The organism is Streptomyces shinuiensis, from assembly GCF_043660855.1.
Taxonomy (GTDB): Bacteria; Actinomycetota; Actinomycetes; order Streptomycetales; family Streptomycetaceae; genus Streptomyces.
The window spans coordinates 893,546-915,835 of the sequence record NZ_JBIHML010000001.1 but is presented as its reverse complement, the minus strand read 5'-3'; the positions used below and the strand labels follow the sequence as shown (position 1 = coordinate 915,835).

General features: G+C 72.8%; 21 protein-coding genes. 6 read left to right on the top strand and 15 right to left on the bottom strand.

Features of this window, described 5'->3' with window-relative positions; all coding sequences use genetic code 11:
• Nucleotides 1-29 precede the first annotated feature (29 nt).
• Nucleotides 30-2,213, top strand: coding sequence for a 3-hydroxyacyl-CoA dehydrogenase NAD-binding domain-containing protein (locus ACGRHY_RS04050; protein WP_394634009.1), 2,184 nt, complete (start codon nt 30-32; stop codon nt 2,211-2,213).
• 196 nt (nt 2,214-2,409) lie between these two features.
• On the opposite strand, the gene ACGRHY_RS04045 is transcribed toward ACGRHY_RS04050, so the two are convergent.
• On the bottom strand, nt 2,410-3,132 hold the full coding sequence (locus ACGRHY_RS04045) for a MerR family transcriptional regulator (RefSeq protein WP_394634008.1): 723 nt from the start codon (nt 3,130-3,132) through the stop codon (nt 2,410-2,412).
• An 86-nt stretch (nt 3,133-3,218) separates the two neighbouring features.
• Nucleotides 3,219-4,850, bottom strand: a complete 1,632-nt coding sequence (locus ACGRHY_RS04040) for an ABC-F family ATP-binding cassette domain-containing protein (RefSeq protein ID WP_394634007.1) — start codon at nt 4,848-4,850, stop codon at nt 3,219-3,221.
• Nucleotides 4,851-5,268: 418 nt separating this feature from the next.
• Here ACGRHY_RS04040 and ACGRHY_RS04035 point away from each other — a divergent pair, with 418 nt between their 5' ends.
• Nucleotides 5,269-5,955: a nitroreductase family protein gene (locus ACGRHY_RS04035; protein WP_394634006.1), complete on the top strand. Its 687-nt coding sequence runs from the start codon at nt 5,269-5,271 to the stop codon at nt 5,953-5,955.
• On the top strand, nt 5,952-6,602 hold the full coding sequence (locus ACGRHY_RS04030) for a nucleoside/nucleotide kinase family protein (RefSeq protein ID WP_394634005.1): 651 nt from the start codon (nt 5,952-5,954) through the stop codon (nt 6,600-6,602). Before ACGRHY_RS04035 ends, ACGRHY_RS04030 begins: the two co-directional genes overlap by 4 nt.
• Before the next feature lie 33 nt (nt 6,603-6,635).
• On the opposite strand, the gene ACGRHY_RS04025 is transcribed toward ACGRHY_RS04030, so the two are convergent.
• The 5 genes from ACGRHY_RS04025 to ACGRHY_RS04005 form a co-directional block, all read right to left on the bottom strand.
• Complete coding sequence (locus ACGRHY_RS04025) at nt 6,636-7,217, bottom strand: hypothetical protein (RefSeq protein ID WP_394634004.1); 582 nt, start codon at nt 7,215-7,217, stop codon at nt 6,636-6,638.
• 26 nt (nt 7,218-7,243) lie between these two features.
• Nucleotides 7,244-9,043: an alpha/beta hydrolase gene (locus tag ACGRHY_RS04020; RefSeq protein ID WP_394634003.1), complete on the bottom strand. Its 1,800-nt coding sequence runs from the start codon at nt 9,041-9,043 to the stop codon at nt 7,244-7,246.
• Nucleotides 9,044-9,045: 2 nt separating this feature from the next.
• A complete protein-coding gene (locus tag ACGRHY_RS04015; protein ID WP_394634002.1) occupies nt 9,046-9,489 on the bottom strand; it encodes a hypothetical protein in 444 nt (147 codons plus the stop codon).
• Between the two features lie 264 nt (nt 9,490-9,753).
• Nucleotides 9,754-10,128 (bottom strand): glycosyl hydrolase family 18 protein, encoded by a 375-nt coding sequence (locus tag ACGRHY_RS04010; protein WP_394634001.1) that lies wholly within the window; start codon nt 10,126-10,128, stop codon nt 9,754-9,756.
• A gap of 94 nt (nt 10,129-10,222) precedes the next feature.
• Nucleotides 10,223-10,984, bottom strand: coding sequence for a DUF1206 domain-containing protein (locus tag ACGRHY_RS04005; RefSeq protein ID WP_394634000.1), 762 nt, complete (start codon nt 10,982-10,984; stop codon nt 10,223-10,225).
• Nucleotides 10,985-11,298: 314 nt separating this feature from the next.
• Here ACGRHY_RS04005 and ACGRHY_RS04000 point away from each other — a divergent pair, with 314 nt between their 5' ends.
• Together ACGRHY_RS04000 and ACGRHY_RS03995 are read left to right on the top strand one after the other, a co-directional pair.
• Nucleotides 11,299-11,817, top strand: a complete 519-nt coding sequence (locus ACGRHY_RS04000; RefSeq protein ID WP_394637918.1) for a DUF2199 domain-containing protein — start codon at nt 11,299-11,301, stop codon at nt 11,815-11,817.
• 59 nt (nt 11,818-11,876) lie between these two features.
• Nucleotides 11,877-12,572, top strand: a complete 696-nt coding sequence (locus ACGRHY_RS03995) for an ester cyclase (protein WP_394633999.1) — start codon at nt 11,877-11,879, stop codon at nt 12,570-12,572.
• 172 nt (nt 12,573-12,744) lie between these two features.
• Here ACGRHY_RS03995 and ACGRHY_RS03990 read toward each other — a convergent pair whose 3' ends face one another.
• The 5 genes from ACGRHY_RS03990 to ACGRHY_RS03970 form a co-directional block, all read right to left on the bottom strand.
• Complete coding sequence (locus tag ACGRHY_RS03990; RefSeq protein ID WP_394633998.1) at nt 12,745-13,725, bottom strand: acyl-ACP desaturase; 981 nt, start codon at nt 13,723-13,725, stop codon at nt 12,745-12,747.
• 222 nt (nt 13,726-13,947) lie between these two features.
• A complete protein-coding gene (locus tag ACGRHY_RS03985) occupies nt 13,948-16,392 on the bottom strand; it encodes a Tex family protein (protein WP_394637917.1) in 2,445 nt (814 codons plus the stop codon).
• 90 nt (nt 16,393-16,482) lie between these two features.
• Nucleotides 16,483-16,608 carry an LPFR motif small protein gene (locus ACGRHY_RS03980; protein ID WP_394633997.1) on the bottom strand — a complete coding sequence of 42 codons (126 nt, stop codon included), beginning with the start codon at nt 16,606-16,608 and terminating at the stop codon, nt 16,483-16,485.
• A gap of 103 nt (nt 16,609-16,711) precedes the next feature.
• Nucleotides 16,712-17,575, bottom strand: a complete 864-nt coding sequence (locus ACGRHY_RS03975) for an SCO6745 family protein (protein ID WP_394633996.1) — start codon at nt 17,573-17,575, stop codon at nt 16,712-16,714.
• A gap of 9 nt (nt 17,576-17,584) precedes the next feature.
• Complete coding sequence (locus tag ACGRHY_RS03970; protein ID WP_394633995.1) at nt 17,585-18,379, bottom strand: enoyl-CoA hydratase/isomerase family protein; 795 nt, start codon at nt 18,377-18,379, stop codon at nt 17,585-17,587.
• A gap of 251 nt (nt 18,380-18,630) precedes the next feature.
• On the opposite strand from ACGRHY_RS03970, the gene ACGRHY_RS03965 reads away from it, so the two are divergent.
• Nucleotides 18,631-19,203, top strand: coding sequence for an ATP-binding protein (locus ACGRHY_RS03965; protein ID WP_394633994.1), 573 nt, complete (start codon nt 18,631-18,633; stop codon nt 19,201-19,203).
• Between the two features lie 18 nt (nt 19,204-19,221).
• Here the strand turns inward: ACGRHY_RS03965 and idi are convergent, their stop codons facing one another.
• From idi to galE, 3 genes are all read right to left on the bottom strand, one after another.
• On the bottom strand, nt 19,222-19,782 hold the full coding sequence (idi, locus tag ACGRHY_RS03960) for an isopentenyl-diphosphate Delta-isomerase (RefSeq protein ID WP_394633993.1): 561 nt from the start codon (nt 19,780-19,782) through the stop codon (nt 19,222-19,224).
• 142 nt (nt 19,783-19,924) lie between these two features.
• On the bottom strand, nt 19,925-20,863 hold the full coding sequence (locus tag ACGRHY_RS03955) for a cation diffusion facilitator family transporter (RefSeq protein ID WP_394633992.1): 939 nt from the start codon (nt 20,861-20,863) through the stop codon (nt 19,925-19,927).
• Between the two features lie 177 nt (nt 20,864-21,040).
• The gene (galE, locus tag ACGRHY_RS03950; RefSeq protein ID WP_394633991.1) at nt 21,041-22,048 is read right to left on the bottom strand and encodes a UDP-glucose 4-epimerase GalE; all 1,008 of its coding nucleotides are present in this window, start codon (nt 22,046-22,048) and stop codon (nt 21,041-21,043) included.
• Nucleotides 22,049-22,290: the final 242 nt, after the last annotated feature.

Below are 22,290 nucleotides of genomic sequence, written 5' to 3'. Positions count from 1 at the left end.
CCAGACCTCAACGGAGACCGAAACCCACCATGGCAGCCCCCTCCACCATCCGCTGGGAGCAGGACGACACCGGTGTCGTCACCCTCACCCTGGACGACCCCGGTCAGTCCGCCAACACCATGAACGCCGCGTTCGCCGCCTCGCTCGCGGACGTCGCCGACCGCCTTGAGACCGAACGCGGGAGTGTCCGCGGCGTCGTCGTCGCCTCCGCCAAGAAGACCTTCTTCGCCGGCGGCGACCTCAACGACCTGCTGGCGGTGCGGCCCGGGCAGGCCCGCGAGCTCTACGAGCGCGGCATGGCCATGAAGCGCGACCTGCGCCGCGTCGAGACCCTCGGCGTGCCCGTCGTCGCCGCGATCAACGGCGCGGCCCTCGGCGGCGGCCTGGAGATCGCGCTGGCCTGCCACCACCGCGTCGCACTCGACGCCCCGGGCTCCAGGATCGGCCTGCCCGAGGCCACCCTCGGCCTGCTGCCCGGCGGCGGGGGAGTGGTGCGCACCGTGCGGCTGCTGGGTATCGCCGACGCCCTGCTGAACGTCCTCCTCCAGGGCAGGCAGTACCGCCCCCGCCAGGCCATGGACAAGGGCCTGGTCCACGAGGTCGTCGACACCCCGGAGGAGATGCTGGCCAGGGCGCGGGCGTTCATCGACGCCAATCCCTCCTCCGTCCAGCCCTGGGACGTCAAGGGGTACAGGATCCCCGGCGGCACCCCCGCCCACCCGAAGTTCGCCGCCAATCTCCCCGCCTTCCCCGCCAACCTCGCCAAGCAGCTCGGCGGCGCCCCCTACCCGGCCCAGCGCAACATCCTGGCCGCCGCCGTCGAGGGCGCCCAGGTCGACTTCGAGACCGCCCAGGCGATCGAGTCGCGCTACTTCACCGAGCTGGCGACCGGGCAGACCGCCAAGAACATGATCCAGGCGTTCTTCTTCGACCTCCAGGCCGTCAACTCCGGCCGCAGCCGCCCCCGGGGCACCGAGCCCCGCAAGGTGAGCAGGGTCGCCGTGCTCGGCGCCGGCATGATGGGCGCGGGCATCGCCTACGCCTGCGCGAAGGCCGGCATCGAGGTCGTGCTCAAGGACGTGAGCGCCGAGGCCGCCGAGAAGGGCAAGGCGTACTCCGCCGGCCTGCTGGACAAAGCGCTGGCCAAGGGACGTACCACCCCCGAGAAGCGCGACGCGCTGCTGGCCCGCATCACCCCCACCGCCGAGGCCGCCGACCTCGCCGGATGCGACGCGGTGATCGAGGCCGTCTTCGAGGACACCGACCTCAAGCACAAGGTGTTCGCCGAGATCCAGGACGTCGTCGCCCCCGACGCGCTGCTGTGCTCCAACACCTCCACCATTCCGATCACCTCGCTGGCCGAGGGCGTCAAGCGGCAGCGGGAGTTCATCGGACTGCACTTCTTCTCGCCCGTCGACAGGATGCCGCTGGTGGAGATCATCCGCGGCGAGCACACCGGCGACGAGGCCACCGCCCGTGCCTTCGACCTGGTGCGGCAGATCGACAAGACCCCGGTCGTGGTGGGCGACTCGCGCGGCTTCTTCACCTCCCGCGTGATCGGCCGGTTCATCAACGAGGGCGTGGCGCTGGTCGCCGAGGGCGTGGACCCGGCCTCCGTGGAGCAGGCCGCCGCCCAGGCCGGCTACCCCGCCAAGGTGCTCTCCCTGATGGACGAGCTGACCCTGACCCTGCCGAGGAAGATCCGCGACGAGGCGCGGCGCGCGGTGGAGGCCACGGGCGGCACCTGGGAGCCGCACCCGGCCGACGCGGTCATCGACCGCATGGTCGACGAGTTCGGCCGCACCGGCCGCAGCGGCGGCGCCGGCTTCTACGAGTACGACGCGGACGGCCGGCGCGCGGGCCTGTGGCCGGGGCTGCGCGAGCACTTCACCCGCCCCGACGTGTCCGTGCCCTTGACGGACATGAAGGAGCGGATGCTCTTCTCCGAGGCGCTCGACAGCGTGCGCTGCCTTCAGGAGGGCGTGCTGACCTCGGTCGCTGACGCCAACATCGGCTCCATCCTGGGCATCGGCTTCCCCGGCTGGACCGGCGGCGTACTCCAGTACATCAACGGCTACGAAGGCGGCCTGCCCGGCTTCGTGGCGCGCGCCCGCGAGCTCCAGGCGCTCTACGGCGACCGGTTCGCGCCGCCCGCGCTGCTGGTGGAGAAGGCGGCGAAGGGCGAGACCTTCACCGACACGCCCGCCGCGTAGACCCTGCCGGGCGGGAGCGCCCTCACTGCCCCCGCCCGGTGCGCGCCGGGCGTCCGCTCCCGTGCCCGTCCTCCGGCGCACGCCGGGGAGCCGGCGGCGGACGCCCGTCGTCGGCTCCCCGCACACCCCGGCTCCGGTCCGGGGCCGGAGCAACCGCCCCGGGCCGCTGGAGGGCACATCCCGCGCCGCGCGCGGGTCACCCCTCGTCGGGAAAGGACGCCTTCAGCTCCTCGCGCATGGAACGCTGGAAGGCCGTCACCAGTGCCTGCACGATCATGGGCTGCATATGGGCCGACAGCGTCCGCATCGTCTCCACCTGCTCGGGGTCGGACTCCCGCCGGCGGTAGGGCTCCCAGACCTCCTCCTTGAACATCCTGCTCAGCTCGCGGGCCGCCTCACGGCTGTGCTCCAGGACGACCTCGCGCGCCGCCAGCAGCGTCTTCAGCGAGACGGGCACATCCAGCAGCCGCACCCCCAGGTGCAGGATCACCGGGTCGATCCGGAAGACGTCCGGGTCGTCGGTCCGGGCCAGGACGTTCATCGCCGCCAGCCGGTCGAGGTCGTCCTCCGCCAGATGCCGCCCGGCCCGCCGCTCCAGCTTCTCCCTGGTGGCCTCCGCCTCGGCGTCCGGCGCCCAGGAGGCCACCAGGGCCCGGTGCAGCGCCAGGTCCTCGGGGCTGAGACCGGGGGGCAGCTGGCGCAGATAGCGCTCGATGGCCGCCAGAGTCATCCCCTGGTGCTGCAACTCCTCGATCAGCGCGAGCCGCGACAGATGGCCGGGCCCGTACCGCCCCACCCGCCGCGGTCCGATCTCCGGCGGCGGCAGCAGGCCCCGGGTGGAGTAGAAGCGGATCGTGCGGACGGTGACGCCGGCGCGCGCGGCCAGCTCGTCGACGGTCAGGGAGGCAGCCGGATCCATGCCGGACAGTATTGCTGTCTCACCACAGTTGTGAAACCTCCCCCGGTCTCTCTCCCGCCCCCTTTCCCGCCCCATGGGGCGGGCGGCTACAGCGGATCGGTGTCGGACAGCTCCCCGTCCAGCACCAGCCAGCGGGTGATCCCGATCTCCCGCAGGAAAGCCACGTCGTGGCCGGCCACGACCAGCGCGCCCTTGTACCCCTCCAGCGCGCCGGTGAGCTGCCGCACGCTCGCCATGTCGAGGTTGTTCGTCGGCTCGTCCAGCATCAGCAACTGGGGCGCCGGCTCGGCCAGCATCAACGCCGCCAGCGCCGCCCGGAACCGCTCGCCGCCCGACAGCGTCCCGGCCGGGCGGTCCGCCCGCGCGCCCCGGAACAGGAAGCGCGCCAGCCGCGCCCGGACCCGGTTGTCGGTCGCCCCCGGCGCGAAGCGCGCCACGTTCGCCGCGACCGACAGCGCGTCGTCCAGAACGTCCAGACGCTGCGGCAGGTACCGCACCGGCGCGTGCGCCACCGCCTCGCCCGCCGCCGGCTCCAGCTCCCCGGCGACCGTGCGCAGAAGCGTGGTCTTGCCCGCGCCGTTGCGCCCGACCAGCGCCACCCGCTCCGGCCCGCGCAACTCCAGCTCCGCACGGGCCCCGCAGCGCAGCTCCAGACCGCGCAGGGTCAGGACGGTACGGCCGCGCGGCACGGCGGTGCACGGCAGGTCGACGCGGATCTCGTCGTCGTCCCGCACCGCCTCGGCGGCCTCGTCCAGCCGCTCCCGCGCCTCCTCCAGCCGCTCCTCGTGCAGGATGCGGTGCTTGCCCGCCGAGACCTGCGCCGCGCGCTTGCGCGCTCCCGCCACGATCTTCGGCAGGCCCGCGGTGGCGGCGGCCTTGCGGCCCTGGCGCATCCGCCCGGCGAGCTTGTCGTGCGCGTCGACCAGGTCGCGCTTCTGCCGCCTGACGTCCGCCCTCGCCGCACGGACCGCCCGCTCGGCCGCCTCCTGCTCCGTGGCCAGGGCCTTCTCGTAGGCATCGACGTTCCCGCCGTACCACTGGACCCCGCCGTCGCGCAGATCGGCGATCCGGTCCATGTGCCGCAGCAGCTCGCGGTCGTGGCTGACCACCAGCAGCACCCCGTTCCAGGAGCGGACGGCCTCGTACAGCCGCCCGCGCGCGGTGATGTCGAGGTTGTTCGTCGGCTCGTCCAGCAGCAGGATCTCCGGCCGGGCCAGCAGCAGCGCGGCTAGCCGCAGCAGGACCGCCTCGCCGCCCGAGACCTCGCCGATGGTGCGGTCCAGACCGATGTGCCCCAGACCGAGCTGGTCGAGGACGGCACGGGCGCGTTCCTCCACGTCCCAGTCGTCGCCGACGGCCGTGAAGTTCTCCTCGCTCGCGTCCCCGGCCTCGATGGCGTGCAGCGCGGCGCGGGTCTCCGCGACGCCCAGGACCCGGTCCACGCGCAGCGCGGTGTCCAGGTGGACGGTCTGGGGAAGACAGCCCACCCCGCCCGTGGTGCGTACCGACCCCCTGGCCGGGGCCAGCTCGCCCGCGATCAGCTTCAGCAGCGTGGACTTGCCGGCGCCGTTGAGGCCGACCAGCCCGGTGCGGCCGGGACCCGCGGAGAACTGGAAGTCCTCCAGCACGGGGGTGCCGTCCGGCCAGGCGAAGCGCACCCCGGTACAGACGACGGACGGAGTGGACGGTGCGGGGGAGTGGGAAGGGGAAAGCGCCATGCTGGCCTCCTGCTGCTCTCGGTGTGGAAAGGGAGCGACATGCGGGAGGTACCGGGAGGGAGCGCCGTACGACGATGGGGAGAGCGCGTGTAAGCGCGGAACCGGAGCCCCGGACGGGGACGGTCCGGTCGGACCGGAGGGCGGCTCACAGCCCGAGGTCGTCGCACATGCGGATGCCGCGCGGACGGACAGGCGTCCCGCGATCCGGTGCCTCATGACCTCAGACGAGCAACGGCCTTCTCCGATCGACGACGACAGGGCCGGGAAGAACGTTAGGACGGGTGAGGCGGGGCCGCAAACGTTTTTCCGCCGGTGTGCCGCCGGTGCGCCGCCTTGTGTCACCGGACGCGCGAGCGGGCACGCGACCGGACGTGCCGCGGTGTTTACCGCCGTCCGCGGGTGTGCTGTGCTGCGGCGTATGGACCGTACCAATGGGCTCCCCGACGAGCCGCCCGCCGCGTACCCCACCGTCCCGCACCGGCCGCCGCACGTCCCCGCCGAGGAGGCGGAGAGCCGTGCCCGCGCCTTCCACGACGTGATGGCCCGCCGCCGGACCGTGCGCGACTTCTCCGGCCGCCCCCTGCCCGACGGCGTCCTGGAGTGGGCCATCCGCGCCGCCGCCACCGCGCCCAGCGGGGCGAACGTCCAGCCGTGGCGCTTCGTCGTCCTCACCGACCCCGAACGCAGGGCGAGGCTGCGCGAGGCCGCCGAGGCCGAGGAGCGGGAGTTCTACGGCCGCCGCGCCTCCGCCGAGTGGCTCAAGGCCCTGGGGCCCCTGGGCACCGACTGGCGTAAGCCGTTCCTGGAGACCGCGCCCGCGGTGATCGTGGTCTTCGAGGTCCACAAGGGGCCCGACTCCCCGCGCCCGTACTACACCAAGGAGTCGGTCGGCATCGCCGTCGGCCTGTTGCTGGCCACCCTCCACCAGGCGGGCCTGGCCACCCTCACCCACACCCCCAGTCCGATGCGCTTCCTCAACGAGGTGTGCGACCGCCCGCCCGAGGAGCGCGCCGCGTACGTCATCCCGGTCGGCTACCCGGCCGACGGCGCACGGGTTCCCGACATCCGCCGCAAGGACCTGGAGCAGGTCATGGTGCGGCTTTGACACCCGCGGGCCGCGGCGCGTTCACGCCCGTCACCCGGGAGCGGGCGGTCGGCGGTCTCGCCGACCGCCTCGCCGCCGCCGAGGCCGCCGACGGCTCGCCCTGGCTGCGCGCCGCCGTGGACGGCGCCCCGGTCGCCGGCCCACGGGAGTGGGCGGACGACCTGGCCGAGGCGCTGCGGCTGCGCGGCCGGCCGGTGCACCGGGTGAGCGCGGCCGGCTTCCTGCGGCCCGCCTCCCTGCGCCTGGAGTACGGACACCGGGACCCGGACGCGTACTACGACCTGTGGCTGGACGACGGCGCCCTGTGGCGGGAGGTGTTCGGCCCGCTTGGCCCCGGCGGCAGCGGCCGTGTGCTGCCCGACCTGTGGGATCCGGCCACCGACCGCGCCACCCGCAGCCCTTACACCGAACTGCCGCCCGGCGGCGTGCTGGTGATGGACGGCCCGCTGCTGCTCGGCCGCGGCTTCCCCTTCGACCTGGCGGTCCAGCTGCTGCTCACCCCGGCCGCGCTGGCCCGCCGCACCCCGGCCGGGGAGCACTGGACGCTGCCGGCCTTCGCCCGCTACGAGGAGGAGGTGCGGCCGGGACAGGCGGCCGACGTGGTCGTCCGCGCCGACGACCCCCGCCACCCGGCCTGGACCGGCTGAGCCGGCCCCGGGCGACACGGGCGGGGTTCCCTTTCAGCTCCCGTCTGCCTCCGGCCCGCCGGACGGCACAGGGGCCCGCGCGGACCAGAAGTCGGAGTGCCTGTCGGGGAGCGGCGGTTTCTCCCCTGTGTACTCCGGCCCGCTGGGCGCCGGCCTGGGTGGTGCCACCTCGGACTCCGTCATGCAAGGAGTCGTGACATCGAGGAAGGCCTGGCCCTTGTAGCCGACTTCCATGGACATACGGAAATCGTCCGGAGTCGCCGCGAACATCGCCGGGTTGTCAGGGTGGTTCCGTACGTTGGTGATCTCGTATCCGCTCTTCTTCCAGTGGCGTTCCAGGACGCCGAGGAAGCTTCCTCTCCGCTCGCCGGAAATGACGGTCAGAACGGCTGCGCGCCGGGTGACGGCTCCTGTCCCGATGTCCTCGCCAGAGGTTCCGCAAGAGCTTTCGGATGAAACACTGTGAGCCCATGTGATGGGCGGCTTGACGGCCCGCATGGTGCTGCTGATGATCTTGTCGGCTTCTTCGGCCGCTTCCTGCATGCTCATGGCCGGTTCTTCCACGGTCTTCCCCGTTTCCTTTGCGATCCCGCAGCCGGAGACGGCCAGCACCATTAGTGCTGTCGCTGCCGATCGGGCTCTCACCGATGCTCCTCGGAAGTGACTAGGTCGCGCCGACCGGCGACGATGGCACCGATGTTGGCGGTTGATTCCGGATCTTTCTTGGGATTGAAGTAGTTGGAGTGGGCCGGGGTGGGGCCCTCGCCGTCGATGAAGGGGCGTGGGCCGTCGTCCACTCTGAATCGGTTGGCGCCGAATGCTTCGCCGGCGGGATCCTTGCCGAACCAGATGTCGTCGTCCCCGACATCCGCCAGTTCCGAACTCAGATACCCACCCAGTGGTCCCATGCTGAGGCCGAGTGCACCACTCAGAGTCTCCTTCTTCGAGGGAAGCTTCGTCACCGGATCGTTTTCCGCCGCCCCGACGTGGACGTGCCCTTCGCCCACCCCGAGTTCCTCGGCTCTTTCCGCGTCCACTCCCGGGCTTCCCAGCAGGATGATGTCGTCGGTGCCGGGAGTCCCGCCCGACTCCTGAGCTGCCAGGCCGACGGTGAGCGAGCCGTAGGAGTGGCCGATCGTGGTGAGATGGGGGTCGGAGTGCCGGTTGGTCGCGGCCAGACCGCCCATGAACTCGTTGTACGCCGGTGCACCGGTGGCAGCGTGGCTCTTGCTCATGACATCGGCGTTGTCCATCCACTCCTCGGCCGGAAGCTGTGGTGCGTCGTAGCCGAGCCAGACGATCGACGCGCTCGAGGGATCGTACTTCTGGGCCGAGAGTGCGGTGTCCCGCGCTCGCTCCAGGTCGTTGTTGGCGAAATCCTCGTCCAGAGCGGTTCCCAGTCCGGGAACGTACGCGGACACGTTCTTCGACGTGTCCGGGTTTCCGTAGCTGACGATCGCGCGCCCGTTGCCCTCGTCCCCGATGCCGAGCAGGAACATCGGCGGCTCGCTGTCCTCGTTCAACTTCCGGTCGATGACCTGGAGTCCCTGGAGCTTGGTGGCCGCGCTCTCCGTCCCCTCGCCTTCCAGTTTGCCCATCAGTAGCGGCAGGTAGGTCCGGTTGGCGCTGTCGCGGGCCTCCGCGGGGATGCCGTCCAGGGAGCCGATCTCACGGGGGTAGAGGGTCAGGTAGTGCTCCCGCTCCTCCTTGCCGAGCTCGTCCCACCACTCCTTGCGCTGGGCCGGGGAGAGGTCGCGGGGGATCTCCTTGCCGAGGTAGTCGTAGGCCGCGTCGCGCGCGGTGGCGGAATCGCGGTGGGCGTCGGCCCACATGGCGTCGCTGACGTCGACCCCGGGCTTGGTCCTCAGCCTCCTGATCGTCTCCGCGTAGTCGCCGTCAGCGGTTCGCGCGTCCCGCATGACGCGCGCGATCCGGTCGGCGATCTCCTGGGCCTTGGCACGGTTCGGATTGCGGCCGGGCAGTTTCAGGGACGGGTCGGTGGTGGGCTTCAGCAGGTCGTGCGAGCCGGTGACGGTCCCGCCCGGCGGTCTGACACCGCCCACTTCCTCCCCCGCTGAGGGGTAACTGACGGTGCCGTCGGCGTGGACGGTGAACCTCAGGACCCCGGCGTCGTCGAGGGCGTCTCTCAAATTCTTCTGAAACCCCTTGAATTCGTGTGCCAAGCCGTCCAGGGCAGTGCGTGCGAGTCCGCACTCCACATGGATGTAGTGGAAGTTCTCGCCCAGCCGGTCCAGTCGCCGGACCGCGGCCCGTGCGCCCTCCCCCTCCTGCGAGTCCTTCAGTTTGGCCAGCATCTCGCTGTCGACCCGGTCGCGGGCCGATCCCGACCGGTTGCTCGCCCCGGCCCAGCCGTCGGCGGCGTCCTCGATTCCGGCGATGTCCAAGTCGCGGAGCTGCTGCCAGGTCAGTGCGCTCGCCACCGTCACCTTCCGAGCCGCTCGAAGGACGACTTGGTGGCTGTCTCGTTCTCGTCGTGCTCCTTGGCGACCTGCCGCAGTTTCCCGCCGAGGCTCTCGCACTCCTTACGGGCGTCCCCCAGGCGCCGCTCCCACGACCGGCGGACGGTGTGCAGGGCCGCGATGCTCGCCAGCCCGGCCCCCTCGGCACCCACATCGCCGTGGGAGGTCCCGAGCCGGTTCTTCGCCGTCTGCATGCTGCCCGCGAGATCGTCGGCCACACCGGCGGCCGACGTCCACGGGCCGTTGCTCTGCTTGAGGTTGCCCGTGCCGCCGTGACCGGGGCCCGGGGCGTCGGTGGACGCCGGCGTCGTGCGGGGACTGCCGGCAGCAGGAGAACCCGTGCCCCTGGGTCTCTCCGCGAGCTCGAGCAACCGCTGCCAGACATCCGACTGCCGATCTTCCGCCATTCCGTGCCCCGCTCCGTGCGATCACCGAGGTCATGCTGCCCTGCCCCCGCGCCGCGCGGAAGTGCAGAAGGGCGGCGCGGGCGTGCCGGACACATCCGATTCCGGTGGCCAGCATGGTGGCTGTGCGGTGCCGCCTCATGAGTACACGTACTCATCTCCACCCGTTCGGGCGACCCGCCTGCCGCGCCCGGCCGACCCGCCGGAAGCCCACCCGGCCGCCGGTGGTGGCCGGACGCCGGCCACCGGCCCGGCGCGGCTGTGCGGTCAACTTCCCTTCCGCAGGTCCGCGTCGAGAGCGGACAGCAGTGTTCCGCGTGCGTCGTCGCCGTCCAGCGGCCACACCATCACGCCCCCGAGGCCGTGTTCGCGGACGAAGGCGGCCTTGGCCCGCACCACCGAGGCGTCGTCGAACGTCCAGAACGTCCGGCTGCCCGCGTCGTACTTCCACACCACCCCGGTCGGCCGGGGCAGCCCGTGGCCGTCCGGCGGCACGTCCTTCCAGCCGTAGAACGGGACGCCCGGCAACACCTTCCACGCGGGCACGCCCTGTGCCACATAGGCGCGGGCCGCCTGTCCGGCACTCAGCCGCCCGCCGTACGCCGCCCCGCCGGCCGGGACCCGCCGGGCGGGTGATGGCATCCGCCCGATGGCCGGACGCAGCGCGGAGGCAGTCGCGCCCGTCCCTGGCGCGGAGGACGCCGGTTCGGACCCGGCCCGCCCCCTGGGCCGTGTTTCAGCTCTTGTGCCAGCGGGCCAGCGCGAAGAGGAACAGCCCGTACAGGGCCAGCCCCGTGGCGACCGCCGCCAGCAGCCACGGGCCGGCCGGAGCGGCGGCGAGGGCGCGCAGGGAGTCGTCCAGGCCCTTCGCGCTGTCCGGGTCGTACCGCACGGCCGCCAGGACGGCGAAGCCGCCCGCCACCGCGAAGACCAGCCCGCGCGCGAGGCCGCCGGCCACACCCAGCACGTCCACGGTGCGGCGCAGATGAGCCGGCACCGGACCCAGTTCCTTGCGGAACTCGTGCCGCAGCGCCCGCAAAGCGCTCCACACGCCGATCCCGACGACCGCCAGACCGAGTGCGCCCACCAGCCAGCGCCCGGCCGGCAGGTCGAGCACCCGGGAGGTGACGTCCTGGGACTGCCGGTCGCTCGATCCGCCGTCCGCGCTCCCCGCGGCGAAGGCGATCGCGGAGGCCGACAGCACGGCGAGCACCGCGCACCGCGCGGCCGAGCGCAGCCGCTCCTTCGGTGTGTGCCCGTCCGGGCGCGCCGCGCCCAGCAGGGCTTCCGACAGCCGCCACAGGGCCAGCCCGGCGAGCCCGATGCCGACCGCCCACACCAGCATCCGCCCGAACGGCTGCTGGGCCAGCTCCCGCAGCGCGCCGCCGCTGTCGGCCTGGCTCTCCCGGTCGCCGAAGGCGATCCGCAGGGCCAGCAGACCGATCAGCAGGTAGACCACGCCGTAGGCGACCAGCCCCCAGCGGGCGGCCGTTGTCATGACGGAGCTGTGCGCCGCCCGTCTGGCACCTCCGCGTATCGACGCCGGTGCCGGTGCGGATGTCCTCGTCGATGTCCTCATACCGAGTCGTCTGCCCCCGGCCGGCGCGCCGACGCACACGGACGGGGACCGGGAAGCCGCCCGCCGGTGTCCGGCCCCGGCGGCCGGGGGTCCCCGGACGGACGGATTCCGTACGCGGCCGGGACAGCCCGCGGTCGAACGGCGTTGTCGGAGGCGGCCGTTAGGCTCGCGGCGTGATGAACGAACCCGGTTTCACCTGCTCGTGCTGCGGCGAACACCACCCGGATCTCCCGATGGGCTACTCCGCCGTGGCCCCGGACTTCTGGAGCGAGAGCCTCGCCGACGATCCCGACAGCCTGTTATCGGCCGACCAGTGCGTGATCAAGGGGGAGCACTTCTTCGTCAAAGGGCTGATCGAGATACCCGTGGCCGGCAGTGAGGAGCCCTTCTCCTGGGGTGTGTGGGTCTCGCTGAGCAGGGAGAGCTTCGCCCGCACCGCGAAGTTGTGGGACACCCCCGGCAGGGAGAGCGAGGCCCCGTGCTTCGGCCGGCTGAGCACCGAGCTGGCCCTCTACTCGCCCAGCACCGTCGATCTGAGGACGAACGTCCACACCCGCGCGGTCGGTGTGCGCCCCCTCGTCGAGCTGGAACCCACTGCCCACCCCCTCGCCGTCGAGCAGCGCACCGGCATCACCCCGGACCGGGTGAGGGAGATCGCCGAGATCGTTCTGCACCCCGGCCGCCTCGATGCCCGAGAGGCCTTACGAACCGGGTCCGCGCCCGGAAAGGAGGACGGGGCAAGGCGGACATAGCCCATATGGCGGCGATAGCCTGGGAGTGTCCCGATTTCTCCGATGGTGGAGGCGGCCCCATGACATTCATCCAGGTCATCGACTGCAAGACCCACCGCGCCGACGAGGTGGACCGGCTGATGGACGACTGGGTCCAGGCGACCCAGGGCAAGCGGACGGCCACCCACTCGGTCGTCGCACGTGACCGCTCCGACCCCGACCACGTGGTGGAGATCGTGGAGTTCCCCTCCTACGAGGAGGCGATGCGCAACTCCCACCTGCCCGAGACCGACCAGATCTTCCACCGGCTGGTGGCGGCCTGCGACGGGGAGCCGACCTTCACCGATCTCGAGGTCTCCCGGGACGAGCAGCTCAACACCGGTATGGTCCGCACCTTCGTCGAGGAAGTGATCAACGGGCGGAACCTCGATGCGGCCGACGGACTGTGCACCGACGGTTACACGCACCACGACCCCGCGCTGACCTCCTACGACCTCGGGCTCGCACGTGCCAAGGAGGAGAACGCGCGGGCCTTCGAGGCGTTCGAGCCGATGGTGGCCGTCGAGGACCTGGTCGCCGAGGGCGACCGGGTGTGCGCGCGGCTGTCCTACACCGGTCGCCACTCGGGTGCCTACCAGGGACTGGAACCCACCGGCAGGGAGGTCTCGACCACCGGCCACGCCACCTTCCGCCTCGAGGACGGGAAGATCGCGGAGAGCTGGTGGAACTGGGACGACCTCGGGGTGCTGCGGCAGATCGGCGCCGCGGGCACCTGAGCCGGCCAGGCACCTGACCCGGCCGGGCCCCGGGCCGGAGGGGAACGGGGTCGGTCAGGGCCGGCCGGCGGTGCCGCGCCGACAGGACGGCCCGGGGACGCCACGGGGTGGCGCCTCCGGGCCGTTCTCCGCTCGGGGGAGAGACGGGAGAGACCGGCCCGGAAAGGGCGGTTCAGGAGCCGGCGGCCGCCTTGCGGGCCTCGATACGGGCGCGGCGGGCGGCCAGGCGCTCGTCGAGCCTGCTGGCCTCGCCGTCCAGGCCGTCCAGGTACCGGCCCAGCTCCTCCTGGGCCATCAGGCCCTCCGGGCCGAGCCCGCCGATCTCCATGACCTTCAGATGGCGCAGCACCGGCTGGAGCACGTCGTCGTGGTGGATGCGCAGGTTGTAGATCCCGCCGATCGCCATCTGCGCCGCGGCCCGCTCGAAGCCGGGGATGCCGTGACCGGGCATCCGGAAGTCGACCACCACGTCGCGCACCGCCGACATCGTTTGGTCCGGGGCCAGTTCGAAGGCCGCCCGCAGCAGGTTGCGGTAGAAGACCATGTGCAGGTTCTCGTCGGTGGCGATGCGGGCGAGCATCCGGTCGCAGACCGGATCGCCGGACTGGTGGCCGGTGTTGCGGTGGGAGATGCGGGTGGCCAGCTCCTGGAAGGCGACGTAGGCCACGGAGTGGAGCATCGAGTGCCGGTTGTCGGATTCGAAGCCCTCCGACATGTGCGCCATCCGGAACTCCTCCAGCTTCACCGGGTCCACGGCGCGGGAGGTCAGCAGGTAGTCGCGCATCACGATGCCGTGCCGCCCCTCCTCGGCGGTCCAGCGGTGCACCCACGTGCCCCAGGCGCCGTCGCGGCCGAAGAGGGTGGCGATCTCGTGGTGGTAGCTGGGGAGGTTGTCCTCGGTGAGCAGGTTGACCACCAGGGCGGTGCGGCCGATGTCGGTGACCTTGGACTGCTCCGGTTTCCAGGGGTCGCCGCCGAGCGGGCCGTCGAAGTTGCGGCCGTCGCTCCAGGGGACGTACTCGTGCGGCATCCAGTCCCTGGCGACCTTCAGATGACGGTTGAGCTCCTTCTCCACCACCTCTTCCAGGGCGTAGAGCAGACGGGCGTCCGTCCACTGCTCCGAGCCGGGGGCGTACGAGGTGGCGAGGGTCATCAAGGCTCCACGGGGAAGGGGGAAACAGTACCTACGAGGTCGTAGGTTACGAAACCGTAGGTTAATGGATCCACAAAAGGCAATATCGGTTCCGTGAGCAGGCGTGGACGGTGCGTGCCCGAGGGCGGGGGACAGCGGGAGCCGCGGGGGAGGGGGACGGAGAACGGCGGAGGCGGGGGCGGCGCACAGCGCCGCCCCCGCCTCCGCGGAGCCGTCCGGACGTCAGAGCAGGCCGGCGCGGCGCAGGGCCTCGGCCATCTCGCTGTTGGCCGGAGCCGCGTCACGGCCCCGCCCGCCCCCGCCCCGCCGGTCGCCCTGGCGCGGGCGCGGAGCGGAGGCGCGCCGGCCGCCCTCGCGCTGCCCGCCTCCGCGCTGCCCGCGCGCCGGGCGTCCGCCGCCACCCGTGCCGGGACCGGTCTCGTCGTCCAGCCGCAGCGTCAGCGAGATCCGCTTGCGCGGCACGTCCACGTCCAGCACCTTGACCCTCACCACGTCGCCGGACTTCACCACCTCGCGCGGGTCCTTCACGAACGTCCTCGACATCGCCGAGACGTGGACCAGGCCGTCCTGGTGGACGCCGACGTCCACGAAGGCGCCGAACGCGGCGACGTTGGTGACCACGCCCTCCAGGACCATGTCCGGCTCCAGGTCGCCGATCTTCTCCACGCCCTCCCTGAAGGTGGCCGTCCGGAACGCCGGACGCGGATCGCGGCCGGGCTTCTCCAGCTCCTTGAGGATGTCGGTCACCGTCGGCAGACCGAAGGTGTCGTCCACGAACTCCTGCGGCCGCAGGCCGCGCAGCACCTTGGTGTTGCCGATCAGCGCCGCGACGTCGCTGCCCGTCGTCCTCACCATCCGGCGCACCACCGGGTACGCCTCGGGGTGGACGGCGGAGGCGTCCAGCGGGTCGTCCCCGCCGCGGATGCGCAGGAAGCCCGCACACTGCTCGTAAGCCTTGGGGCCGAGCCGGGGGACGTCCTTGAGACCCTTGCGGCTGTGGAAGGGGCCGTTGGCGTCGCGGTGGGCGACGATGTTCTCCGCCAGGCCCGCGCCGATGCCCGAAACCCGCGAAAGCAGCGGCGCCGAGGCGGTGTTGACGTCCACGCCGACTCCGTTGACGCAGTCCTCCACCACCGCGTCCAGCGAACGCGACAGCTTCACCTCGGAGACGTCGTGCTGGTACTGGCCCACTCCGATCGACTTGGGGTCGATCTTGACCAGTTCGGCCAGCGGGTCCTGCAGGCGCCGGGCGATGGAGACCGCGCCGCGCAGTGATACGTCCAGCTCCGGCAGCTCGCGGGAGGCGAAGGCGGAGGCGGAGTACACCGACGCGCCCGCCTCCGAGACCATCACCTTGGTCAGCTTCGACTCCGGTTGCGCCGCGCACAGTTCGGCGGCCAGCCGGTCGGTCTCGCGGGAGGCGGTGCCGTTGCCGACGGCGATCAGCTCCACCCGGTGCTCCCGCGCCAGCCGCGCCAGCGTCGCCAGCGACTCCTTCCAGCGGTTCTGCGGGACGTGCGGGTAGATCGTCTCGGTGGCGGCGACCTTGCCGGTGGCGTCGACGACGGCGACCTTCACACCCGTGCGGAAGCCCGGGTCCAGCCCCATGGTGGCGCGGGTACCGGCGGGAGCGGCCAGCAGCAGGTCGCGCAGGTTGGCCGCGAACACCGCGACCGCATCGTCCTCGGCGGCGGTGCGCAGCCGCAGCCGCAGGTCGATGCCCAGGTGCACCAGGATGCGGGTGCGCCAGGCCCAGCGCACGGTGTCGGCCAGCCAGCGGTCGGCCGGGCGGCCGCGGTCCTCGACACCGAACCGGCGTGCGATCGCCCGCTCGTAGTCGGAGGGGCCGGTGCTCTCGCGCAGGGCCCCGCCCTCCGCGGCCTCCCCGGCGGGCTCCGGCTCCGGCTCCAGGGCGAGGTCGAGGACATCCTCCTTCTCACCGCGCAGCATCGCCAGCACCCGGTGCGAGGGCAGCTCGGTGAAGGGCTCGGAGAAGTCGAAGTAGTCGGCGAACTTGGCGCCCTGCTCCTGCCTGCCCTCGCGCACCTTCGCCGCGAGCCGGCCGCGCCGCCACATCGTCTCGCGCAGCTCGCCGATCAGGTCGGCGTCCTCGCCGAAGCGCTCGGCCAGGATCGCGCGGGCGCCCTCCAGCGCGGCGGAGGTGTCGGCCACCCCCCTGTCCGGGGCGACGAACGCCGCAGCTGCGGCGTTCGGTTCCACGGACGGGTCGGCGAGCAGGCCGTCGGCCAGCGGCTCCAGGCCCGCTTCGCGGGCGATCTGCGCCTTGGTGCGCCGCTTGGGCTTGTAGGGCAGGTAGACGTCCTCCAGTCGCGCCTTGGAGTCGGCGGCCCGGATGCGGGCCTCCAGCTCGGCGTCGAGCTTGCCCTGGGAGCGCACGGACTCCAGGATCGCCGCCCGCCGCTCCTCCAGCTCCCGCAGGTAGCGCAGCCGCTCCTCCAGGGCGCGCAGCTGCGCGTCGTCCAGGCCGCCGGTGGCCTCCTTGCGGTAGCGCGCGACGAACGGCACGGTCGAGCCGCCGTCGAGCAGTTCGACGGCGGCCCTGACCTGCCGTTCCCGTACGCCGAGTTCCTCGGCGATCCTGCCCTCGACGGACGCCGCGCCGGACGTGCCGGCCGGTGCCGCGCCCTCGACGGGCGTCTCTCCGATGGACTGTGTCACGATCCGTTCCGCCTTACTCGGTGCTGGGTGCTCCCCCGGTAGCCCGCATTGTTACAGGCCGCACCGACAGGCGGACGGTCAGGCGCGGCGTCCTGCGCGCGAAGCCCCGCCGAAGAGGCGGGCCAGGAGGCGGAAGGGCAGCGTCACCACGGTCGCGATGGCGCCGCCGACGGTACGGAGTGCATCTGCTATGGCTCGGAACATGCCATACGCGTGACCGCTCACGCGCCGGACAAACGGCCTTCCGTCCGGTCCGGCCGGTTTCCGCCTCCCCGGCACCTCTCCCCGGGGCCCCTCCGGGAACCGCTCAGCCCTTGCCGAACAGGTCCGCGGGGAAGGCGCCCGAGGCGAGGGCCGCGCCGGTGAAGGCGCCGCACAGCTCGGTCAGCCGCTCGGTGCCCGCCGCACCCAGGTGCTCGTACGGCGCGGCGTCGAGGCGGTCGGTCTCCTCCTCCAGCCCCTTGCGCAGGGCGGTGCCGGCCTCGGTCAACTCGCCGTCGCCGTCCAGCAGTCCGCGTCCGCGCAGCCGCTCCTGGGCCTCCTCCCAGTCCCGGCGGCTCCAGCCGCGGGTGGCCAGCGCCCACTTCGGGCTCATGCCGCGGCCGCTGGCGGTGTGGCTGACCAGCGCCTCCATCGGGTCCAGTCCGGCGTGCTGGAGGACGGCGACATGGGCGTCGCCGCGGTGCTCGCGCAGCAGCGAGGCGCCGTGCCACAGCGCCAGGTGCGGTGCCTCGGGCACGGGAAGGTCGGCGAGCGCCGCGTACATCGGGCGGCCCGGGCGGGTGCATCCCCCGGCGGCGCGCAGCGCCAGTTCGGCGGCCTCGGCCATCTCCTTCGACGCCACCGCCTCCTCGCCCAGCAGACGCCGCAGCATGGAGTCGGCGGCGCGCAGCCGGGCGGCGAGCACGGTCTCGGGGGCGGCCAGCTCCCACACGGCCGGCAGGTGGCGGGCGACGAGGGCGTGGTGGAAGCCGTGGAAGGTCGCGGTGACGACCCCGGGCCCGACCCGGCCCAGCGCCGCGGCACGGCCTGCGAAGTAGACCGCGGAGGGGTCCTCGATGCCGTAGGGGGCCAGCTCGCGGGCCAGGTCGGGGGCGAAGTAGAGAGCCGAGTGCAGCGGGTTGACGGCGCTGTGGCAGTGCCGTCCGGCTTTGGCGGGGAGGGACGTCATACCCGAACGCTACCCGTCGGTAAGTGGCCAGGTGAAGACCGGAGGGCGTCGTTCCAGGAAGGCGGCCACCCCCTCGGCCCGCTCGCTGCTCTCCCGGGCGCGCTCCTCCCAGTACGCGATCCGCTCCGGCGGTGCGGGACCGGCCCCGGTGCCGTTCGCGAACTCCTTGGCGGCCGCCTGGGTGAGCTGCGAGCGCGAGACGAGCAGCCGTGCGAACGACGCGACCCGCCCATCCAGTTCGCCTTCCGGGTGCACCTCGTCGACCAGCCCGGCACGCAGGGCCCGCTCGGTGCCGATCAACTCACCGGAGAACAGAAGGTACTTGGCGGTGGCCGGGCCGACCAGGGAGACCAGGCGCCGGGTGGAGGAGGCGCCGTAGACGATGCCGAGCTTCGCCGGGGTGATGCCGAACAGGGCTCCCTCGGCGGCGAAACGCAGGTCGCAGGCGACGGCGAGCTGGCAGCCGCCGCCCACGCAGTGCCCACGCACGGCCGCGAGCGTGGGCCGCGGGAAGGCCGCCAGCGTCTCCTCGGCGGTCACCGCCAGGCGGCGGGACTCCTCGTCGCCCTCGCGCAGGGCGGAGATGTCGGCACCGGCGCAGAAGGTGCCGCCCCCGCCGGTGAGGACCAGTACGCGTACGGCGGGATCGGCGGCGAGCCGCTCCAGCACGGCGGGCATCCGCCGCCACATGTCCGGTGTCATCGCGTTGCGCTTGGCCGGATTGTCGATGGTGAGGGTGGCGACGCCGTCCTGGACGGAGACCGCCAGGGCCGGGCCGCCGGCCGGCGGGGTGTGCGCGGACATGGGCCGGATCGTAACGGCAGGGGGCGCGGCGGCCGCGACGGGGGCCGCGGAGACGATCGCGCAGGGCCGGTCGCAGCCGCGAACGGCGCGTAAGTCTTCTGTCAATTGCCATCGATAAGTGCCGACTTGCAGTCACAGGGCCGGATCGCGCGCACCGCGGGCCAACACTCGTCGGAAGAGCCGGTCCGGGAGCGACCCGGAACGGGGCCGGACGGAAGCGGCCGGCGAGAGCCGAGAGCGGGGTGCGGCAGATGGACATCCGCGGGGGCTTTCCCCCCGACCGGGACGGACGGACGCCGGTGGCGGCGCCGGACCGGCCGTCCGTACCGTCGCGACCCCGCCTCCGGCCGTACGAGGGCACCTGGCGCTTCACCGTCCCGGTGCACGAGTCCTCCGTGCCCCGGGCGCGCCACGCCGTGCGGGACCTCCTCCGCCGCACAGGGGCCCCGGTCACCGGCGGGCTGATGGACGGCCTGCTGCTGGTCCTCTCCGAGCTGGTCACCAACGCCGTGCGGCACGCGGCCCTGCTCTCCACGGAGATCGGCGTCGAGATCTCCCTCGGCGCCGGCCGGGTAGGCCTGGGGATCGAGGACGGCCACCCCTACCGCCCCGCGGCGCTGGCCGCCGCCCCGGGGCGGGAGCACACCGGAGGACGGGGGCTGCTCCTGGTCAAGGCCGTCGTCGTCGAGGCCGGCGGTTCCTGTGAGTCCGAGCGGACCGCCTCCGGCGGCAAGGTGGTCCGGGCCGCCCTGCCGCTGGCCGCCCTGCCGCAGCCGTCACCGCCGCCTTCGGCGCAGCCGCCGCCCGTGCCGCCGGCCCGCTGAACCGCGGTGCCGCGTGCGTCACCAGCCAGCCGAGACCCCGGCCACCTCGCGGATGCCGCCCCTCGCCGCGTCCAGCACCGTCATGAACCAGGCCGAGAACGGCTCCGCCTCGTGTCGCTTGAGCAGCTCCGCGGGCGTCACGAACGCCGTCTCGGCGATCTCCTCCGGATCCGGCCGGAGCGTGTCCCGCACCAGCCCCGCGAAGAGGTGGTTGTACTCCTGCTCGACCAGGCCGGAGGCCGGGTCCGGGTGGTTGTAGCGCACCGTCCCAGCCTCCCGCATCAGGCAGGGGGCCACGCCCAGCTCCTCGCCGACCCGCCGCGCGGCGGCGGCGAAGGGCCGCTCGCCGGGGTAGGGGTGGCCGCAGCAGGTGTTGGACCACACACCGGGAGAGTGGTACTTGCCCAGCGCCCTGCGCTGGAGCAGCAGCCGGCCCATGTCGTCGAAGAGGAAGACGGAGAAGGCCCGGTGCAGCCGGCCCGGGGCCTGGTGGGCGGAGAGCTTCTCCGCGGTCCCGATCGTTCTGCCGTCCTCGTCGACCAGTTCGAGCATGATCGGGTCCGCCGTGCCGTTGGTCATGTCCGCCCTTCACCGTGCATGTGTCGGAACGGCGTTTCCCCTATGTTCCGACCGTCCGCTCCAGTGTGCCGTACCCGGACGGGGGCCGCTCGCCGGGCGGGCGGTACGGAGCCCCCGGGGCGCCGGCGGTGACCCGGCGGCGTCAGTGGCACAGCCGTCCCTCGCGCGCCGCGTGCCCGTGCGGCTCCAGCTGGAAGGTGCAGTGCTCGACGTCGAAGTGCCGGCCCAGGCAGCTGTGGAGGTCCCGAAGGATCCTGTCGTGGCCCCCCTCGGCCTCCAGCGCCTCCCGGCCGACCACCACGTGCGCGGAGAGCACCGGCATGCCGGAGGTGATGGTCCACACGTGCAGGTCGTGCAGGTCCTCCACCCCGGGCACTCCCAGGATGTGCGCCCGCACCCCGGCCATGTCCACATGCCGGGGCGCGGCCTCCAGCAGGACGTCGATCGCCTCGCGCGCCAGCCTCACCGTCCGCGGCACGATCAGCACCGCGATCAGCAGCGAGGCGACGGGATCGGCCTGCCGCCAGCCGGTGAACATGATCACCAGCGCGGCGGCGATCACCGCCACGGAGCCCAGGGCGTCCGCCGCCACTTCCAGGAAGGCGCCCCGCACGTTCAGGCTCTCCCGCTGCCCGCGCATCAGCAGGGCCAGGGACAGACCGTTGAGGGCCAGGCCGACGACGCCGAACAGGACCGTCAGGCCGCCGGGAACCTCCTGGGGATGGCGCAGCCGCTCGACGGCCTCCACCAGGATGTAGCCGCCCACACCGAGCAGCAGCAGGGCGTTGAGCAGCGCGGCGAGGATCTCGGCCCGGGCGAGGCCGAAGGTGCGCCGCTCGCTGCCGGGCCGGTTGGCGACGTGGATCGCCAGCAGCGCCATCCCGATGCCGACCGCGTCGGTTGCCACATGACCGGCGTCCGCCAGCAGTGCCAGCGAACCGGTCAGCGCGGCGCCCGCGAGCTCGGCGAGCAGCAGGACGACCGCGATGGCCAGGGCCGCGCGCAGCCGACCCCGATACGCGGCTCCCGCCGTACCCGGCCCGGCCGGCCGCGGCCCGCCGTGGTTGTGCCCTGCGCCCATGGATGATGCCTCCCGTATGGTGGCCGGTGCCGCGTACGACCGGTGCGGACGATCCCAGTGAACTACGGGCGGGGGGTATGGGGCAATGCGGCACTGAACACCGTTGTCATCCCCTCTGACCTGCGCTTTCCAGTCACCTGGCGGATGGTGCCCGCTCGTCCGGGGGACCGGCCCGGATCACTCGGGGAGTGCGGCCGCGTCCCGCCGGAGGCCGTCGGTGCGGCGCAGACACCAGCCCTCCCAGGCCGAGGCCACCATCTCGCCCACCCCGTGCCGCGGCGCCCAGCCCAGCTCCCCGCCGATCCGCCGGGCCGAGGCGACCACCCGCGCGGGATCCCCCGGGCGGCGCGGGACGACCACCGGGGCGGGCTCGCGGATGCCGGTGGTCTCGGCGACGAGACCGGCCAGCTCCCGCACCGACACGCCCTCGCCGGTGCCCACGTTCACCGTCAGGTCACCGCCGGCCGGACGCTCGGCCAGACGGCGGGCGGCGGCCAGATGCGCCTCGGCCAGATCGGCGACGTGGATGTAGTCGCGGACGCAGGTGCCGTCGGGGGTGGGGTAGTCGTCGCCGAAGATCCGCGGGGCCTCACCGCGCGTGAGGGCGTCGAAGAACATCGGGATGACGTTGAACACCCCGACGTCGGCCAGCTCCGGCCGCGCGGCCCCCGCCACGTTGAAGTAGCGCAGGCAGGCGGTGGACAGCCCGTGCGCCCGTCCGGCGGCGCGCACCAGCCACTCGCCCGCCAGCTTCGTCTCGCCGTAGGGGCTCAGCGGGGTGCAGGGGGTGTCCTCGGTGACCAGGTCCACGTCCGGCACGCCGTAGACGGCGGCGGAGGAGGAGAACAGGAAGCGCCGCACCCCGGCCGCGACCACGGCCTCCAGCAGCACCGTGAGCCCGTGCAGGTTCTCCCGGTAGTACGTCAGCGGCTGTTCCACCGACTCGCCCACCTGCTTCTTCGCCGCCAGATGCACCACGCCCGTGACACCGTGCCCGGCGATCGTACGGTCGAGCAGCCCGCGGTCGGCGACCGGGCCGCGCACCAGGGGCACGCCGGGCGGCAGCCGTTCGGGCAGGCCGCTGGAGAGGTCGTCGAGCACGACGACCGCCTCGCCGGCCTCCGCCATCGCCCGCGCCACATGTGCGCCGACGTATCCGATTCCTCCGGTCACCAGCCACGTCATGGCCGCAGCCTAACCACCGGCCGCGGACGGTCGCGGACGCGCTCCTTGTGCGAGTCGCCGGGATCGAGGATCCTTGAACGCGGTCCGTGGCGTTCTGTCACCTTTCGTGACGACGGGGTGTTCCCGCCCGGTGAATGCGGGGTGAACGGACGCTTCCACCTATCCGATAACCTCTGGCCACGTGCTGCCTGCCCCGAACGGGTGACGGCGCACTGTGACCGCTGCCCGGATGCCGCTCGTTA